The organism is Rhodococcus sp. Q (genome assembly GCF_005503035.1).
Classification (GTDB): Bacteria; Actinomycetota; Actinomycetes; order Mycobacteriales; family Mycobacteriaceae; genus Rhodococcus_G.
In genome coordinates this window covers 87,920-104,753 of sequence record NZ_SCOY01000018.1, presented here as the reverse complement: position 1 = coordinate 104,753, position 16,834 = coordinate 87,920, and the positions used below count along the sequence as shown (strand labels likewise).

The window sequence follows — 16,834 nt, the reverse complement described above, 5'->3', positions numbered from 1 at the left end:
GTCCGAGCCTCCGACACCGACGCCACGAACCCGGGAGCACCCGAGTACACCGCGGTCAGCTCGTGCGCACCCACCGCCAGCGTCCGATTGATCGACGCCGAACCGTTCGTCACCGCAACCGGCGCACCGAGATCAACGCCACCAGCCTTGAACTGCACCGTGCCACCGGCAGGAGCAGGCGAAACCGCAGCCGTCAGCGTCACCTCCTGACCCTCGTCCGCAGTCGCCGGAGCCGTCAGCGTCGTGGTCGTCTGGACGTCCGGTACGACGACCGTCGACACCGTCAGGGTCCGAGCCTCCGACACCGACGCCACGAACCCGGGAGCACCCGAGTACACCGCGGTCAGCTCGTGCGCACCCACCGCCAGCGTCCGATTGATCGACGCCGAACCGTTCGTCACCGCAACCGGCGCACCGAGATCAACGCCACCAGCCTTGAACTGCACCGTGCCACCGGCAGGAGCAGGCGAAACCGCAGCCGTCAGCGTCACCTCCTGACCCTCGTCCGCAGTCGCCGGAGCCGTCAGCGTCGTGGTGGTCGCCACGTCCGGAACGGATGACGTCACCGTGAACGGAGCAGAGGTGGAACCTGCGAATCCCGCGACACCCGAGTACACCGCGGTGACCTGATGCGCGCCCGCCGCCAGCGAGGGCAGCGACAGCGTCGCCTTCCCGTCCGCTCCGACCGTCGCAGGTGCCCCGAGATCGGTGGCACCGTCCTTGAACTGCACCGTGCCGCCGGCCGGCGTCGGGGCGACCTGCGCCGTCAACGTCACGGCCTCCCCCTCGACGACCGTCGCAGGGCCCGAGACCGTCGTCGTCGTGGCCACGTTCGGAACGGAGACGGTGACGTTCTGCACGGCCGAGGTGGAACCGTTGGCACGGGCGCTGCCGAGGTACTTGGCGGTCAGTGCGTGCGCGCCGCCCGCGGTCGGGGTCCACGAGGCGGTCGCGACACCGTTGTTCAAGGTGCCGGACCCGATCTTGGTGCTGCCGTCGAAGAACTCGACGGCGTCGCCGTTCGCACCGCCGGTGACGGTCGCGGACAGGGTCACTGCGGTACCGGTCTCAGCTGAGGTGACGCCCGCGAGAGTGGTCGTCGAGGCGTTCTTGCCGACCGTGATCGCAGGGCCCTTGTTGTCGTAGGTTCCCGAACCGAGCGAGCCGCTGTAGTGCATGCCCGACTGCAGCGCGGTGTCGCGAGCGCAATCCGGCCCGACCTTGTAGGAGAACTCGAACGTGTGGGACTTCGGGTCGATGTTCGGGTACACCGTCCAGCTGCCGGCGACCTTCGCGAAGTCCGCCCCCTGACTGTCCAGACCACGCGGCGAGCCGTCGACCTTCGCGGACCCCTCGACGTACGTCAGGCAGGGCGCATGCACGTCCTTTACGCCGTAGAGAATCTCGAGCGTGGTCCATGCCTTGCGCTCGAACTTGGTGGAGACCGTGACCACGTCTCCCTCTGCGGGCGTCGTGTTGCTCACTGTCCGGGTGAAGTGGCTGTTCCCGTCCCACCAGTCGACCGTCCCGGACGCCGCTTGGGCGACACCCGATCCGGTGACCACGGCGAAGCCTGCCGCGATCGCAAAAGCGCTGACCCCGCCAACCACGCGGCGAATGCTGTGTTCTGACATGCATTTCCTCCACGGCGGCCCGAAAACACAGGGGTGATCCGATCCGCCGTACTCGTGTTCTCGGTGCGCCAGTTACCTCGGCATGTCGCCTCGCGGGCACAAAGTCGCAGAGGATTAGACCACATCAGACATCAGGTCAAGAGCGTTTTCGCGACGAAAGATGGACAGACGTCCAACTTGGCCACATGCTAAGCAATCAGTCAGCAACACCCATCTCGGGCCACATCGCACAAAGCAAAGAAGACGCTCCCGCCGATCGCGGGAGCGCCCTCTGTGTCGAACTGGTGGAGCTGAGGGGAATCGAACCCCTGACCTCTTCGATGCGAACGAAGCGCGCTACCAACTGCGCCACAGCCCCAGTCCTCACACCCCTTCAAGGAGTGCTCGGCAACTCTAACAGGCACATCCTGGAACAGGAAAATCGGCTGGTCGCAGGAGGTTTTCGGGCTATTGACCGACGACGCGGCGCACTTCGTCGGTGCCGTCACCCTCGTCGAAGTGGATGTCATGGTGGGCCAGGTGGTCGAAGACGGGATCCTCGTCGTCGATCTCGAGGACCACCGCGCCCGGCCGGCGCAGCCGCGACGGCACGAGACGCAGTTCGGCATCGTCTCGCGACTCCACACCGAGCCGAGACCGGCTCAGCCGAGCCAGGCGCCGGTGCCGAATCTCGTGCTCGATCTGCACCTGTCGACGCAGGTACGCGAGGTACCCGCCGAGCGTCGCCACCACGGCGGCACACAACCACCACATGGTCGACGAGATGATCAACGCGAGCGCTGCAGCCATGATCGCGGCGAGCACGAGGCCGAGGACCGTCCGCTGCCGAAACCCGTACCGCGCGGCGCGAGCGATCGCATCCGCCTCGGGATCGAAGCCGCCGCGTCCGCGGCGATAGGTCGCACGTTCACGCGACTCCGCAGCCGCCTCGTGCTCCTCGCGGTCGCGCACGTCGTAGTCGTCGTATTCGTCGTACTCGCCGTGCGTGTCGACCTCGTCGTAGCCCTGGTCGTGGTCCGCGTCCGTTCTGGCTTGAGATTCCATCCAGTCCTCCGCATGCATCGGCCGATTCGGATCCGGGCTCCAGTGCGGGTCGCTCCGGTGCCCGGTCGCCGGGCCGCGGCGATGTTGCCGCGCGTGCTGATCACGGTCGAGGACTCTGGTCGCCAGCGCCGCGTCCGTGGTTTGCCGGATCCGCGGACGACGCTTGGCCTGCATCGGAAGCAGCACGAACAGCCACATCGCGACCAGCGCGACAACCACCAGTGAGTTCGGCATGTCGGCGACCTCCCTCCCTGTCGTCTGCCAGCGCAGCACTCACCTGCGTATTTGACCCGGTAGGCCTACTCAGGCTAGTTGTCTCGACTCGCTGTTCCCCGCAGACGCGCCGACTCAGCTTTCCCACATGCCACATTAGTCACTACTGCCGCATCGATGCATCCTCGGTAGCGGAAATGTAACCAGGCCCTCAGCCCCACGCGGCGCGACCGGCACGCACCAGCCGATCGGCTGCCGTGGCCTCGAGTTCCTCGGCGGTGAGGCCAACCAGCAGGTGGTCACGGAACCGCCCGTCGACGTCGAGATACCGCTCGAGCAGACCTTCCTCCCGGAAACCGACGTGCTGTAGCACCGCCCGGCTCGCGAGGTTCTCGGGGCGCACGGTCGCCTCGATCCGGTGCAGCCCGACGGGCCCGAAGCCGTGATCGAGCCCGAGCGCGAGCGCTGCCGTCGCGACACCCCGACCACCGTCCGCCTGCGACACCCAGTACCCGATCCACGCCGATCGGAGCGCACCGCGCACCACGTTTCCGATCGTCAACTGACCGCAGAACCTGCCGTCCAGTTCGATCACCATCGGCAACATCCGCCCCCGACGTGCCTCCGCCCTCAGCGACGAGCACAGCCCTGGCCAGTTTCCGATGTGATGTCGCGCATCCCACGGCCCCTCGCCCGTGGGCTCCCAGGGGCGCAAGTGGTCCTCGTCGCGGATTCGCAGCCGGCTCCAGGTCGCGGCATCCCGTAGCCGGATCGGGCGCAACGTCACCCGACCGGCAGGCACCACCAACGGACCCAGGCGTGCCGGCCAACCCGGGTGCACCGTGTAGCGGCGCAGCGACGTACTCACGCTGTCAGCCCCGCTGAGCGAGGAATGCGACGTCGACGCGGTCACCCGTGCGGATGTCCGTCACCTCCGGGTCCACCAGGACCAGGCAGTTCGCCTCGGCGAGTGTCGCCAGCAGATGGGACGAGGATCCGGGCGCCCCGCCGAGCGCCTGAACGAGGTACTCCCCGGTCGACTCGTCACGCATCAACTGCCCGCGGAGGAAGCCCTTGCGGTCCTCGATCGAGGTGATCGGCGCGACGGTCCGCGCCGAGACGATCCGACGCATCGGCTGCCTGCGGCCGAGCGCGATCCGGATCAGCGGCCTCACCATCACCTCGAACACGACGAGGGCACTGACCGGATTCGACGGCAGGAGGAAGGTCGGAACCTCGTCCCGGCCGAGCTGACCGAAGCCCTGCACCGACCCCGGATGCATGGCGACCCGCTCGACCTCCAGGTCACCGAGCTCGCGCAGCGCTTCGCGGACCTGGTCGGACGCTCCCCCGCCGACGGCACCGGCGATGACCACGATCTCCGAGCGAATCAGCTGCCCCTCGACGACCTCACGCAGGCGTCGCAGGTCCGTGCCCGCGATGCCGACCCGGTTCACGTCGGCGCCCGCGTCCCGAGCCGCGGCGGCGAGAGCATAGGAGTTCACGTCGTACACCTGGCCCGGTCCGGGCGTGCGGTCGACGTCGACGAGTTCGCCGCCGACGCTGATCACCGACAGGCGTGGTCGCGGATGCACCAGCACCTTGTCGCGGCCGACCGCGGCGAGCAGGCCGACCTGCGCCGCTCCGATGATGGTGCCCGCGCGGACGGCGACGTCGCCCGGCTGGACGTCGTCGCCGACGCGACGGACGTAGTCGCCGGACCGAACGGAGCTCAGCACCCGGACACGGTTGCGTCCCCCGTCGGTGCGATCGAGGGGCAGGACGGCGTCGGCGAGAGTCGGCATGGGAGCGCCGGTGTCGACTCGGACGGCCTGACGAGGCTGCAACCGGGTGGCCTGACGCGACCCCGCTGCAACCTCACCGACCACCGGGAGCACGACGTCGACGGGCGCGCCGTCGTCACCGACCTGGCGGCCGCCCGCGCCTGCGACGTCGACACTGCGGACGGCGTAACCGTCGATCGCAGCCTGATCGAAACCGGGAAGTGGACGCTCGGTGACGACCTCCTCCGCGCAGAGCAGGCCCTGGGCCTCGGAGATCGCGACCCGCACAGGTCTGGGGGCGACGGCGGCAGCGGTTACCCTGGCCTGCTGCTCCTCAACCGAGCGCATGTGGATGCTGCCTCCCGACCCCACTTACCGCTCCGTCTGCTCGAGTCTCTCGACGAGCCACTCACGCAGGGACGGACCGTACTCTTCACTGGCAAGCGCAAAGTCAACCGCAGCACGCAGGTAGCCGCCGGGATTTCCGAGGTCGTGTCTCCCACCCCGATGCACCACCACGTGCACGGGATGGCCCTCCTCGATCAAGAGTGCGATCGCATCGGTCAACTGCAACTCGCCACCCGCGCCGGGTTCGATGCGGCGCAACGCGTCGAACACCGCCCGGTCCAGCAGGTACCGACCCGCCGCCGCGAACGTCGACGGCGCCTCCTCGACCTTCGGCTTCTCCACCATCCCGACGACCTTGAGGACGTCCGGGTTCACCGCGTCAGGCACCTCCTCGACGTCGAACACGCCGTAGGCGCTGACCTGGTCCTTCGGCACGTCGATCGCGCACAGGACGCTGCCACCACGCTTGGCGCGCACCCGCGCCATCGTCTCCAACACACCCCGCGGCATCACCAGATCGTCCGGCAGCAGCACCGCGATCGCGTCCTCGTCGCTGTCGAGAACCGCCTCCGCGCACGCCACCGCATGCCCGAGACCACGCGGCTCGTCCTGCACCACCGACTCGACCTTCAGCAGGCCCTGCGCCTTCCGAACCTTCTCCAGCAGGTGCGACTTGCCGCTCGCCTCGAGCTTGCTCTCCAGGACGAGGTCCTCGACGAAATGCGCGACCACGCCGTCCTTGCCCTCGGACGTGACGATCACCAGCCGCGTCGCCCCCGAATCCGCGGCCTCCCCGGCCACCAACTCGATACCCGGCGTGTCGACAACGGGCAGCAGTTCCTTCGGCACGGTCTTCGTCGCGGGAAGGAAACGGGTACCCAGTCCTGCCGCGGGGACCACCGCCGTGCGGAATGCCCTGTTGTCGTTGGTACCGGTGTCTGTCATGGGCCACACCCTAGCCGCCCGGCCGGTGAGACCGAGATTCTAGGGTTGCCGGTATGAGCAGAACGGCAGGGGGCCGATGACGTCGCGGACCAAGTCCCAGTGGCGCACGGCGATCCTCGCGTCGCGGCGGGAGATGGACGCCGACACCCGGGCGGCCGAGGCGGACGCCCTCGCGGCGGCCGCACGCGAGATCGGTGTGACGCTGGGCGCGGATGCGACCGTGTGCGCGTACGTTCCGGTCGGCCGTGAGCCCGGGTCGGTGGCCATGCTCGACGCGCTTGCAGGGGTGGTCGGGCGGGTGTTGCTTCCGGTCGCCCGTGAGCCCGGACCGCTGGAGTGGGCGCCGTACCGGGGTGCTGACGCGCTGGTGACGGCCCCGTACGGGTTGAAGGAGCCGGCGCCGCCGTTCCTGCCTCCCGACGTCGTCGCCGAGGCCGCACTGCTGCTGGTCCCGGCATTGGCCGTGGACCGCCGCGGTGTGCGTCTGGGCCGGGGAGCCGGGTTCTACGACCGCACCCTCGCACTGGCGTCGGGGCCTCGACTGGTGGCGGTGGTGCGCGACACCGAATTCGTCGACGAACTGCCCGAGGACCCCCACGATGTCCGGATGCGTGAGGTGCTCACTCCCCGCGGTGGCCTGCGCACCCTGGAATAGCAGGCAAATTGGCAGCGTTGGCACTCTTGACTGTAAAGTGCCAATGCCTGTCGTATCACCTACCCAGGCCTCGAGTACCCCGTGCGGAGGAACCTGCAGTGCCCACCTACTCCTATGCCTGCACCGAATGCGACAACCGTTTCGACATCGTGCAGTCGTTCACGGACGACACCCTGACCGTCTGCTCCGAATGCAACGGGAAGCTGCGCAAGCTGTTCAACTCGGTGGGCATCGTGTTCAAGGGCAGTGGCTTCTACCGCACCGACAACCGCGGTGGCGGCAGCAGCACCGCCAGCGAGCCTGCCGCGAAGTCCTCCGACTCCTCGTCCTCGACGAAGTCGGAATCGTCCGCTCCCGCGAGCACGCCCGCGCCCGCTGCCAGCTGAAACAGCGTTGTCCACAGGCCCCTTGATTCATCCACAGGGCAGGCCTGCACGACCCGTCGGGTGATGATGCCGTCCCTACCGTGAGGGCATGGCACGTGATGTCGGGCGCCTCCGCGACGCCCTCTCCCCGACCGCGCTCGACCGCATCTCCCGGCTGACCCGGCCCGATTGGACCCGCACGACGACCGGTCGCCGGATCGCCGCGGCGGCACTCGCCGTGATCGCGTTGGTACTGGCGATCCGCGGCGACCCGGGAAACGATCAGGTCGATGTCGTGACGGTCGCGCGCGACGTCCCTCCCGGCACCGTCCTCGGCGACGCGGACGTCCGGCTGATCCCACTCCCTGTCGATGCCGTTCCCGACGGCGCAGCGCACAGCGTGGAGGGCGTGATCGGGCACACCCTGGCCGGTCCCGCCCGCGCAGGTGAGACGCTGACGGACGTCCGCCTGCTGGGTTCCCGACTGGCGGACGCCGCCGCCGGACCGGACGCCCGCGTCGTGCCCCTCCGTATCGACGACGCCCAGGTGGCCGGGCTCCTGCGCACAGGCGACGTCGTGGACATCCTCACCGCCGATGCGGAGGGATCTGGGACGCCGCGAGTACTCGCCACGAACGCCACGGTGGTGCTCGCCGCAGCCCGCGACAGCGGACGGGCAGCGTCCGATCCCGCGGTGCTCGTGGCATTACCCGAGGTGAGCGCTACCGCGGTTGCCGCCGCGACCATGACGGGGACGATCACGGTGACGCTGCACTGAGCGTGTCGAAGGGCGCGAGCCGATCGTTTCTTTGGCATTCTGAGGTTCGAGTACCTGCCACCGATCGATGCGAAACGAGGACCGGGCCATGCTCAAGGGCTTCAAGGATTTCCTGCTGAAGGGCAACGTGATCGACCTGGCCGTTGCCGTCGTGGTCGGCGCCGCCTTCACTGCGATCGTCACCGCCTTCAGCGACAACATCATCGATCCCCTGATCGCGGCCCTCGGCGGTTCCGACGAGATGGGCTTCGGCTTCCAGATCACCGACAACCCCGAGACGTTCGTCAACATCGGAGCGGTCATCACCGCGGGCATCAACTTCGTGATCATCGCCGCGGTCGTGTACTTCGTGCTGATCCTGCCGTACAACCACGCGAAGGAACGGTTCGGCGGACCGAAGAAGGGCCCCGAAGCCACCGAGACCGAACTCCTCGCGGAGATCCGCGACCTGCTCGCCGACCGGTCCGCATCGCAGGACTGACTGCGGCCGATTCAGCCGTGGTGCGGCGGAACCTGACGCCGCAGCCACTCATCCGAGGAGGAGTCGCGGGCATCCTCGGGGGACCGCTCATCGCCGGTCGTCTCCGGTAGTACGTCACCGAATATGCGCGCCAGCCGGGCCCGAGTCTTCGGGTCCCGGCTGGGGTGTGCGCGTGGCGCGTCGTCGGTGATGGTCACTCCTCGATACGGGACACCTCACCGATCACCTGACTGGCGAGCGGTGTCAAGGTGGCCATGCCGTCGCGCACCGCAGCGCGGGACGACGCCAGATTCACCACCAGCGTACTTCCCGAGACGCCCGCGACCCCGCGCGAGAGTCCCGCATCGAGCGAGCCTGCGGCGAGGCCCGACGAGCGCAGCGCCTCGCTGATTCCGGAGATCTCGCGGTCCAGGACCGCGGCGGTCGCGTCGGGGGTGACGTCGCGCGGCGACACACCCGTTCCGCCGACCGAGATCACGAGATCGACGCCACCGATGACGGCGGTGTTGAGTGCGTTGCGGATCTCCACCTCGTCGGCGGAGACGGCGACCACGGCGTCGACCAGAAAGCCTGCCTCGTTGAGCAGTTCGGTGACGAGCGGTCCCGTCGAGTCCACTTCGTCTCCGTGCGCGGTGCGGTCGTCGACGATCACCACGAGTGCGCGGCCGGCCAGCGGGGCTTCGATGTCCATGGTCCCTACGGTAGTGGTACCGCCCGGGCCCGGTCCGGTGTGGAGGCGAAACGACACCGGGCGTGGCGGCATCAGCGACCGCCCTGAGTGGGAGCCGTCCCGAGGGTGACCTCGACGGTCGCGCCGTTCTTGCCGTTGGCGTCGGTGTAGGTGACCTCGACCTTGTCGCCGGGTGCGTGCGAGCGGATCGCGGCGATCAGCGAGTCGCCACTGTCGACGACCCGGTCGTCGACGCGGGTGATGACCGAGCCCTTCGGAATGCCCGCCTTGTCGGCAGGCCCGCCCGCCGTCACGTCCATGACGCCTGCGCCGTGCGAGGTGTCCCGGGACGACACGGAGACACCGATGATCGCCTGGGTCGCCTTGCCGGTCTTGACGAGTTCGTCCGCGATGCGGCTTGCCTGGTCGACCGGGATGGCGAAGCCGAGCCCGATCGAACCGCCCTGCTGGCCACTCGCCGCCTCACCGCCGAGTGTCGCGATGGCGGTGTTGATACCGATCAACTTGCCGTCCATGTTCACCAGGGCGCCACCGGAGTTGCCGGGGTTGATGGCGGCGTCGGTCTGGATGGCGTCGATGACGGTGTTCTGGTTGCCGGACTCGCCGCTCGTCGACACCGGCCGGTTGAGCGCGGACACGATTCCGCTCGTGACGGTGCCCGCGAGACCGAGCGGAGATCCGATGGCCACGACGGGCTGACCGACCTGCACGTCCGCGGACGTGCCCAGCTCGATCGGCGTGAGGTCGGTACGGCCCTCGACCTTGATGACGGCGATGTCGGACATCGGGTCGGCGCCGACGAGGGTCGCGGACGCCGTCGTTCCGTCCGAGAACGCAACGGTGATCTTGCCGTTGGCGCCCGCTCCGGCCGCCACGTGGTTGTTCGTCAGGATCAGTCCGTCGGACGACAGGACGACACCCGATCCCTCACCTTCGGCCTGCGCGCCCGCCACCTGGATCTGCACGACGCTGGGCAGCACCTTCTGGGCTACTGCCTGCACGGTGCCCGCCGGGGCGTTCGCGGTCTGCGTCGCGTTGGTGCGCGGGGCGTCGAGCGCGTTCGTGACGGCTCCGGAGGACGAGCTGCTCTGCGTCCAGGCTCCGACGGCGCCGCCGATGCCGCCGCTGACGAGTGCGAGCGCCACCGCGCCCGCGACGATCGCCGTGCGCGCCGGCTTCGGCTTCGTGGCGGTCGCGGTCGCGTACTGGCCCGGAGCCTGATGGGAGACGTTCGGGTCGGTCGGCTGCTGCGTGTCGTGCGACGAGTAACCGGCGTACGGCGCCTGACCGTAGGTCGGCTGCTGGTAGGTCGGGTACTGGGCCGTCGGCTGGTCACCCGTCGGGTACTGCGCCGTCGGCTGATCCGCCGGGTACTGCGCACCGGGCTGGTTCGGGGTCGCCGACTGGTGTGGCTGCGGGTTTGCCTGCTGGTTCGGCGCCCAGGGCGAACCAGCCGGTCCGGCCTCGCCACCCTGTCCTGCGCCGCGCCCGTCGCTGTAATCGTCGGTCATGCGTGTGATCCGTTCTCCCCTGCGCACCAGGTCGGTGCGCTGTAGTCCTTCTCGTTACGCCCAAGCCTGCCTGTCCGGACTTAGAGAGTCCTGAGACCCGGCTTTCAGTTTGCCGAGATCCTGCTGTCGACCTCGTCGTCGGCAGGTGCCGTCGCCGAGCCCGGCAACACGATCGTGAGCAGTGCCCCTCCCCGCGCGGATGCACCCGCGGTGACGGTGCCTCCGTGTTTCACGACGACCTGACGGACGATCGCCAGTCCGAGCCCGGAACCGGGCATCGAGCGCGCCTCGGTGGAACGGTAGAAACGCTCGAACACCAGATCCCGGTCCTCCTCAGGGATTCCGGGTCCCGCATCGTCGACGACGAGGGCCAGATGTCCTGCGTCGAGTTGACGCATCCGCACCCGGACCTGTTCGCCGGGCGGACTCCACTTGGCCGCATTGTCGAGGACGTTCAGGACTGCCCTGGCCAGCCCCGCTCCGTCCCCGTGGACGAACCAGGGCACGGTCTCCGCGTCGAAGTCCACCTCGTTGCGGCGCCTGCGCACCCGTTCGAGGGACCGTTCGACGGTGTCCGCCAGGTCGATTCGCTCGTGCACCGTCTCCGGCGCGTCCTCGCGCGCGAGGTCGACGAGGTCGCCGACGAGGGTCGAGAGCTCCTCGATCTGAGCGATGACGTCGGCTCGCAGCTCCGCCATGTCCTCGTCGGGGATGTGCGGAGCACCGGGCCTGCCCGCCGCCATCAGCAACTCCGTGTTCGTCCGCAGCGACGTCAACGGGGTGCGCAGTTCGTGCCCCGCGTCCGCGACGAGACGCGACTGCCTGTCCCGGGATTCGGCGAGTGCGCGGAGCATCGTGTTGAACGAGACCGTCAGCCGGGCGAGTTCGTCGTTGCCCGTCACCGGGATCGGACTCAGTTCGTCGGTCCGCGCGATCCGTTCGGTCGCGGCGGTGAGCCTGCTGATGGGCCGTAACCCGGTGCGTCCCACGGCCATCCCGGCGAGCGCAGCCAACACCACGCCGCACCCACCGACGACGAACAGCACCCAGGCGAGCCGCTCGAGCACCTCCTCCGTCGGCTCCAGCCGTTGCGCGATGACCAGTGTCGAGCCGAGGTTCGTGCGCTGCGCGAACACCCGCTGCCCGGCGAGCGTCCGCAGTGTCGACTCGTGTTCGCCACGCGCGACGGACATCTCGGCATCGCCGATCGGCGTGTTCGACCCCGGCGGCATGTAGACCGTGAGGTCCGGGAACACCAGGGCGACACTGATGTCGTTGGAGTACACCGTCGCCAGCGAGATCGTGCGGATGTCGAGGGCGTCGAAGTTGTTGGCGATCAACGTCGTCGACCTGTTGCGCAACTGGGAGTCGACGTCGTTGTAGAGGGCACGCGAGACGACGGCGTACGCGGCGATCGCCATGACGGCGACCGCGATCGCCACCACCGATGCCGCGAGCAACGTGACCCGCCACCGCAAGGACACTGATCGGGTCAGCGGCATCGGGGGACGCATCTCGGGAATCGTGCTGGGCGACGACGGGTCGGAGGGCGAACGTCCGAACGGGGCAACCATCACGGAGGGGTCTCCCGCAACACGTAACCGACGCCGCGGACGGTGTGGATCAGGCGGGGCTCGCCCTCGGCCTCGGTCTTGCGCCGCAGGTACCCGACGTACACCTCGAGGGCGTTGCCGGAGGTGGGGAAGTCGTAGCCCCACACCTCCTCGAGGATGCGGCTGCGCGAGAGCACCCGCCTCGGGTTGGACATCAGCATTTCCAGCAGGGAGAACTCGGTGCGGGTCAGGCTGATCGACCGGCCCTTCCTGGTGACCTCCCGGGTGACCGGGTCGAGGGTCAGGTCCTCGAACGCGAGGACCTCGGAGTCGGCGTCGGGGTCGGGAACCGCGCGGCGGAGCAACGCCCGGAGCCGGGCCAGCAGTTCCTCGAGCGCGAACGGCTTCGGCAGGTAGTCGTCGGCACCCGCGTCGAGTCCCGCGACCCGTTCGGACACGGAGTCGCGGGCGGTGAGCACCAGGATCGGCAGGTCCTCGCCCGCACTGCGCAACCGGCGGCACACCTCGAGGCCGTCCAGTCGCGGCATCATCACATCGAGGACGACGGCGTCGGGCCGGGACTCGGCCACCTTCTCCAGTGCGTTCAACCCGTCGACGGCGAGGTCGACGGTGTATCCGTTGAAGGTGAGTGAACGGCGGAGGGACTCCCGCACGGCTCGGTCGTCGTCGACCACCAGGATGCGCATCCTCATAGTTTCCCCCCAGCGACTGAGATCGTGCTGAGAGGTCGCTTAACCGTGTCGCTCAGTCCACGTGCCGCGGACCCGGCAGGTTCCACTTGCGCCACAGCGCGAGCAGCCGGAGCAGCGACGCCGATGCCGTCCCGACGACGAGTCCGACGTTCGAGCCCAGGCCCGCAGCCGCGCACGCCACGACGACGCTCGACCCGATCAGCGCCGGAATCGCGTACAGGTCGCGGTGCAGGAGCAGTGGCACCTCGTTGACGAGGATGTCGCGAAGCACACCGCCTCCGATCGCGGCGGTCGCGCCGATCAGCATCGCGGCCTGGTTGCTCGCGCCGACGTCGAGCGCGATCGTCGCACCACTGCTCGCGAACAGGCCCATGCCGAGGGCGTCGAGGGCGAGGATCTCGCGGCGCAGCCGACGGATCGCGGCGTGGGCGTAGAAGACCACCACCGACGTCACGAGCGCGGTGGTGAAGTACTTCCAGGTGGTCAGCGAGGTCGGCGGGGTGATGCCGAGCAGGACGTCGCGCAGCACACCGCCGCCGATGGCGGTGAACACCCCGATCAGGCTCACTCCGAAGAGGTCTAGCCGTTTGGTGACGCCGACCAGCGCGCCGGACGCCGCGAACGCGACCACGCCGACCAGTTCGAGCACCGTCAGCAGCACTGCTCACCTCCATGGACGGCCATGATCGGTTCGGTCGACCGGATCGAGTGAATGATCCATTCGCGCCGCGGAGTCGCGGCGGAGGCAGGCGTCAGCGGTCGACCGTGTCGCCGTTTCGGGTGGCGTCGAACGCCGCGGCGCGGGCCATCTGCACCGGACGTCGCCGGATGACCGCCCACACGACGCCGAGGATCACGAACCAGACCGGCGTCACCAGCAGCGCCTGCAGGGTGTCGGACTTCTGCGTGAACGCCCACACCAGGAACCCGAAGAACGCCAGCACGACGTAGCACATCGCGACGCCGCCTGGCATCGGGAAGGTGGACTGCTCGTGCAGGTCGGGGCGCCTGCGCCGGTAGACGATGTAGCTGATCAGGATCATCGACCAGACGAACATGAAGCACAGTGACGAGATGGTCGTGACGATGGTGAACGCCTCGATGAGCGAGTCGCCGACGACGACCATCACCACACCGGACAGGAGGAACACTCCGGACAGGTAGAGGGCGTTGGCCGGCACCCGCCGCTTCGTCAGCCGCGCGAACGCGCCGGGTGCGTCGCCGTCCTGGGCGAGGCCGTAGACCATGCGTGACGTCGAGTAGATGCCGGAGTTCGCCGACGACGCCGCCGAGGTGAGCACGACGAAGTTGACCACCGATGCGGCGATGCCGATGCCGGCGAGCGCGAACATCGCCACGAACGGACTGCGGTCGCCGCTGATCTCGCGCCACGGGGTGACGGACATGATCACGGCCAGCGCGACGACGTAGAACAGCATCACGCGGATCGGGATCGAGTTGATCGCCTTGGGCAGGTTCTTCTGTGGATCCTTGGTTTCCGCGGCGGCGGTGCCGACCAGTTCGATTCCGACGAACGCGAAGGTGGCGATCTGGAATCCGGCGACGAAGCCCATCGGTCCGGTGGGGAAGAACCCGCCGTCGTTCCACAGGTTCGCGAATGCGGATTCGGATCCGTTGGGCGCGACGAAGTGGGTGAAGACCATCGCGAGCCCTACGACGATGAGCGTGACGATGGCGACGATCTTGATGAGAGCGAACCAGAACTCGGTTTCACCGAAGGCCTTCACCGTCGGGAGGTTGAGCGCGATCAGGAGCACGACGGCGGCGAGCGCCGGGATCCACAGCGGCAGCGAACCCCACCAGTAGGACACGTAGCCGGAGATCGCGATGACGTCGGCGATGCCGGTGACGATCCAGCAGAACCAGTACGTCCAGCCGGTGAAGAAGCCCGCCCACGGTCCGAGGTAGTCGCCTGCGAAGTCGGCGAAGGACCGGTACCCGGTGTTCGACAGCAGCAGTTCGCCCATCGCCCGCATGACGAAGAACAGCATCGTGCCGATGATCATGTAGACGAACAGAACCGAGGGCCCGGCCAGGGAGATGGTCTTGCCCGAGCCCATGAACAGGCCGGTGCCGATGGCACCGCCGATCGCCATGAGCTGGATGTGCCGGTTGGTCAGCTGCCGCGACAGGCCGGGTTCTCGATCCTCGGCCGCGACGATCTGGGTGTCTTCGGACACTGGGTTCTCCTCGCCCACGGCAGGGCCGTGGTCTACGCATCGGACGTCGGTGGACGTCGGGACCGAGCGCGCCGATGGGCGCAAGGCGATCGTTATTCTAGCGAACGAGCAGGTCGCACCCGGTCCCGACGTCGCAGATCACCGTCCCGTCGGGTCGTAGAGGCCCCGCTCGACCGCCCTGACCAGGCGTCTCGGGACCCGATGTGTGACACCCCCGACAGTCACGTCGACCAGGTCGGGGACCGTCGCCTTCCACTGCGACCGTCGACTGCGGGTGTTCGAGCGCGACATTCGGCGCTTCGGGACTGCCATGGCGTGTTCCTTCCTTCTCTGCTGGTCAGCGGCCCTGCGGACGCCGCGTTCCGTAGCGGCGTTCGAACTTCTCGACGCGTCCCGCGGTGTCGACGACCCGGGACGCGCCCGTCCAGAACGGGTGCGAGTCGGAGGTCACGTCGACGACCACCAGCGGATACGTGTTGCCGTCGTCCCACACGACCGACTGCTTGCTGGTGACCGTCGACCGGGTCAGGAACTGCTTTCCGGTGCCGCCGTCCCGGAAGACGACGGGGCGGTAGGGGGGATGAATCGACTTCTTCACGATCGGTCCTCTCGGTAGGTCTCCAGGTATTCGGATGGGAGGTCCTGCTCACCGCAGGGGTCTTCGTGCCATTCGGCGAAGGGGTCGGACCACGCGCACCAGGCCGCGACGTCCTGGAGTTCGTCGTCCGTGACCAGCGCCCACTGCAGGGCGCGGTCGATCTCGGTGGGGTCCGCGCCGCAGGCCAACACGACGAGCGAGGTGTGGCGATCGCCGTGGCGCTCGTCCCAGGAAAGTGCGGCGAGCGCACGCCGTGTCGCCGACTCCGTTTCCTGTTCGTCTGGTGTCATCGCCGCCAGCCACCGACCGGCCCGTCCGATGCGCAGCCCTCCCCCCCGCCGACTCGAGCCACAGCACGTTGCCGGGTTGGGTCGCCACCCACAGTCGTCCTCGTGCCGTGACAACTCCGTCCAGGAGTGTGTCGACGGCACTGTGCAGGCGTTCTGGATGGAAGGGCCGCGTGGCGACGAACTCGACGAGGGTGACGCCGCAGTCGGACGAGAGCGGCGGCTGCCCGCGGAGCAGTGATGCGTGCACGTCGGAGGCGGACCCGCGACGGGCATCGGCCGGGACGCGGGCCAGCAGGCCGTCTGCGTCGGGGGGAAGGTCGTCGCCGATCCAGTCGATCGGGGCGGTGGGCGCGAGGCGCGTCAGCGCAGCGTGCAGCCTGGCCTGGCTCCAGCCGTCGTGTCCCCTTCCTGCGACGACGATGGCGTCGGCGATCGCGACCTGACCGACGACGACCTGGGCGACGGTGCGCTCGTCGTCGGCGGTGGCGGCGAGTCCGCGATCGGCGAGGTCGTCGTCGCCGGTGGCGTCGTCGAGCCAGGTGGCGGCGTCGACGCAGGTGAGGACCGCCTCGATCCGGACGTCTCGGGAGGCGGGTCCGTCGAGCTGCCCGACCACGCCCGCGACCACGACCTGCTCGACGGCGAGGCACACCACCTCGGGCTCGAGAGTGCGATCGAGCAGCAGTGCGATACGGCGGACGGAGTCGCGGCGGCGCAGTCGTCGCAGCAGTGGCAGCAGGTCCTCCCGGAGGGTGCAGCTCACGCAGCCGTGGGCGAGCTCGAGGACGGTCGTGTCGACGCGGCGGTCGGGGTGGGTGATCGTGCGCCGGACCACCCCTTCACGGAGGTGACCGAGGTCGTGGTGCACGAGGACCGTGCCATCCGTGAGGAGGGTGTCCGCGATGCGTGCGGTGTGGTGCCAGCCCGAGACGAGGACGACGGGTGTCCGGGTCACTGCCGCTCCTTTCGATAACGATTGTCATTTACCGAAGGTGGACGCTACAGTGCGATCACTCGTTTGTCGAAAACC

General features: G+C 68.6%; 18 protein-coding genes, 1 tRNA gene and 1 pseudogene. 4 read left to right on the top strand and 16 right to left on the bottom strand.

Annotated features, from left to right (window positions below):
• The 6 genes from FFS72_RS17335 to FFS72_RS17310 form a co-directional block, all read right to left on the bottom strand.
• Positions 1-1,634 (bottom strand): Ig-like domain-containing protein (locus tag FFS72_RS17335; RefSeq protein WP_137875080.1); only part of this gene is annotated, 1,634 nt, incomplete at its 3' end.
• Between the two features lie 282 nt (positions 1,635-1,916).
• Positions 1,917-1,992: transfer RNA gene (locus FFS72_RS17330), tRNA-Ala, on the bottom strand.
• 89 nt (positions 1,993-2,081) lie between these two features.
• Positions 2,082-2,912: a divisome protein SepX/GlpR gene (gene sepX, locus FFS72_RS17325; RefSeq protein ID WP_137875079.1), complete on the bottom strand. Its 831-nt coding sequence runs from the start codon at positions 2,910-2,912 to the stop codon at positions 2,082-2,084.
• 190 nt (positions 2,913-3,102) lie between these two features.
• Positions 3,103-3,747: a GNAT family N-acetyltransferase gene (locus tag FFS72_RS17320; RefSeq protein ID WP_050063400.1), complete on the bottom strand. Its 645-nt coding sequence runs from the start codon at positions 3,745-3,747 to the stop codon at positions 3,103-3,105.
• 16 nt (positions 3,748-3,763) lie between these two features.
• On the bottom strand, positions 3,764-5,023 hold the full coding sequence (glp, locus tag FFS72_RS17315; RefSeq protein WP_050063399.1) for a molybdotransferase-like divisome protein Glp: 1,260 nt from the start codon (positions 5,021-5,023) through the stop codon (positions 3,764-3,766).
• 24 nt (positions 5,024-5,047) lie between these two features.
• Positions 5,048-5,968, bottom strand: a complete 921-nt coding sequence (locus tag FFS72_RS17310; protein WP_137875078.1) for a UTP--glucose-1-phosphate uridylyltransferase — start codon at positions 5,966-5,968, stop codon at positions 5,048-5,050.
• A gap of 76 nt (positions 5,969-6,044) precedes the next feature.
• On the opposite strand from FFS72_RS17310, the gene FFS72_RS17305 reads away from it, so the two are divergent.
• The 4 genes from FFS72_RS17305 (at position 6,045) to mscL (ending at position 8,247) form a co-directional block, all read left to right on the top strand.
• Positions 6,045-6,623: a 5-formyltetrahydrofolate cyclo-ligase gene (locus FFS72_RS17305; RefSeq protein WP_137875077.1), complete on the top strand. Its 579-nt coding sequence runs from the start codon at positions 6,045-6,047 to the stop codon at positions 6,621-6,623.
• 98 nt (positions 6,624-6,721) lie between these two features.
• Complete coding sequence (locus tag FFS72_RS17300; RefSeq protein WP_050062848.1) at positions 6,722-7,009, top strand: FmdB family zinc ribbon protein; 288 nt, start codon at positions 6,722-6,724, stop codon at positions 7,007-7,009.
• An 88-nt stretch (positions 7,010-7,097) separates the two neighbouring features.
• Positions 7,098-7,766 carry an SAF domain-containing protein gene (locus FFS72_RS17295; protein WP_137875076.1) on the top strand — a complete coding sequence of 223 codons (669 nt, stop codon included), beginning with the start codon at positions 7,098-7,100 and terminating at the stop codon, positions 7,764-7,766.
• 88 nt (positions 7,767-7,854) lie between these two features.
• Positions 7,855-8,247: a large conductance mechanosensitive channel protein MscL gene (mscL, locus tag FFS72_RS17290; protein ID WP_137875075.1), complete on the top strand. Its 393-nt coding sequence runs from the start codon at positions 7,855-7,857 to the stop codon at positions 8,245-8,247.
• 11 nt (positions 8,248-8,258) lie between these two features.
• Here the strand turns inward: mscL and FFS72_RS26815 are convergent, their stop codons facing one another.
• The 10 genes and pseudogenes from FFS72_RS26815 to mrf form a co-directional block, all read right to left on the bottom strand.
• On the bottom strand, positions 8,259-8,444 hold the full coding sequence (locus FFS72_RS26815; protein WP_137875074.1) for a hypothetical protein: 186 nt from the start codon (positions 8,442-8,444) through the stop codon (positions 8,259-8,261).
• On the bottom strand, positions 8,441-8,938 hold the full coding sequence (locus FFS72_RS17280) for a MogA/MoaB family molybdenum cofactor biosynthesis protein (RefSeq protein WP_212744368.1): 498 nt from the start codon (positions 8,936-8,938) through the stop codon (positions 8,441-8,443). The genes FFS72_RS26815 and FFS72_RS17280 overlap by 4 nt, the downstream gene beginning before the upstream one ends.
• Before the next feature lie 71 nt (positions 8,939-9,009).
• Positions 9,010-10,449 (bottom strand): trypsin-like peptidase domain-containing protein, encoded by a 1,440-nt coding sequence (locus tag FFS72_RS17275; RefSeq protein WP_137875072.1) that lies wholly within the window; start codon positions 10,447-10,449, stop codon positions 9,010-9,012.
• A gap of 104 nt (positions 10,450-10,553) precedes the next feature.
• The gene (locus FFS72_RS17270) at positions 10,554-12,023 is read right to left on the bottom strand and encodes a sensor histidine kinase (RefSeq protein ID WP_137875071.1); all 1,470 of its coding nucleotides are present in this window, start codon (positions 12,021-12,023) and stop codon (positions 10,554-10,556) included.
• Positions 12,023-12,709, bottom strand: coding sequence for a response regulator transcription factor (locus tag FFS72_RS17265; protein ID WP_137875070.1), 687 nt, complete (start codon positions 12,707-12,709; stop codon positions 12,023-12,025). The genes FFS72_RS17270 and FFS72_RS17265 overlap by 1 nt, the downstream gene beginning before the upstream one ends.
• 58 nt (positions 12,710-12,767) lie before the next feature.
• On the bottom strand, positions 12,768-13,376 hold the full coding sequence (locus tag FFS72_RS17260) for a trimeric intracellular cation channel family protein (RefSeq protein ID WP_050062841.1): 609 nt from the start codon (positions 13,374-13,376) through the stop codon (positions 12,768-12,770).
• Positions 13,377-13,467: 91 nt separating this feature from the next.
• Positions 13,468-14,916 (bottom strand): D-serine/D-alanine/glycine transporter, encoded by a 1,449-nt coding sequence (gene cycA / locus FFS72_RS17255; protein WP_171018725.1) that lies wholly within the window; start codon positions 14,914-14,916, stop codon positions 13,468-13,470.
• Positions 14,917-15,054: 138 nt separating this feature from the next.
• Positions 15,055-15,228 carry a 50S ribosomal protein L32 gene (gene rpmF, locus FFS72_RS17250; RefSeq protein ID WP_050062840.1) on the bottom strand — a complete coding sequence of 58 codons (174 nt, stop codon included), beginning with the start codon at positions 15,226-15,228 and terminating at the stop codon, positions 15,055-15,057.
• A 25-nt stretch (positions 15,229-15,253) separates the two neighbouring features.
• Positions 15,254-15,514 carry a type B 50S ribosomal protein L31 gene (locus FFS72_RS17245; protein WP_137875069.1) on the bottom strand — a complete coding sequence of 87 codons (261 nt, stop codon included), beginning with the start codon at positions 15,512-15,514 and terminating at the stop codon, positions 15,254-15,256.
• Positions 15,511-16,759 (bottom strand): annotated as a pseudogene (gene mrf / locus FFS72_RS17240) (ribosome hibernation factor-recruiting GTPase MRF). The gene FFS72_RS17245 and the pseudogene mrf overlap by 4 nt, the downstream one beginning before the upstream one ends.
• Between the last annotated feature and the right edge of the window lie 75 nt (positions 16,760-16,834).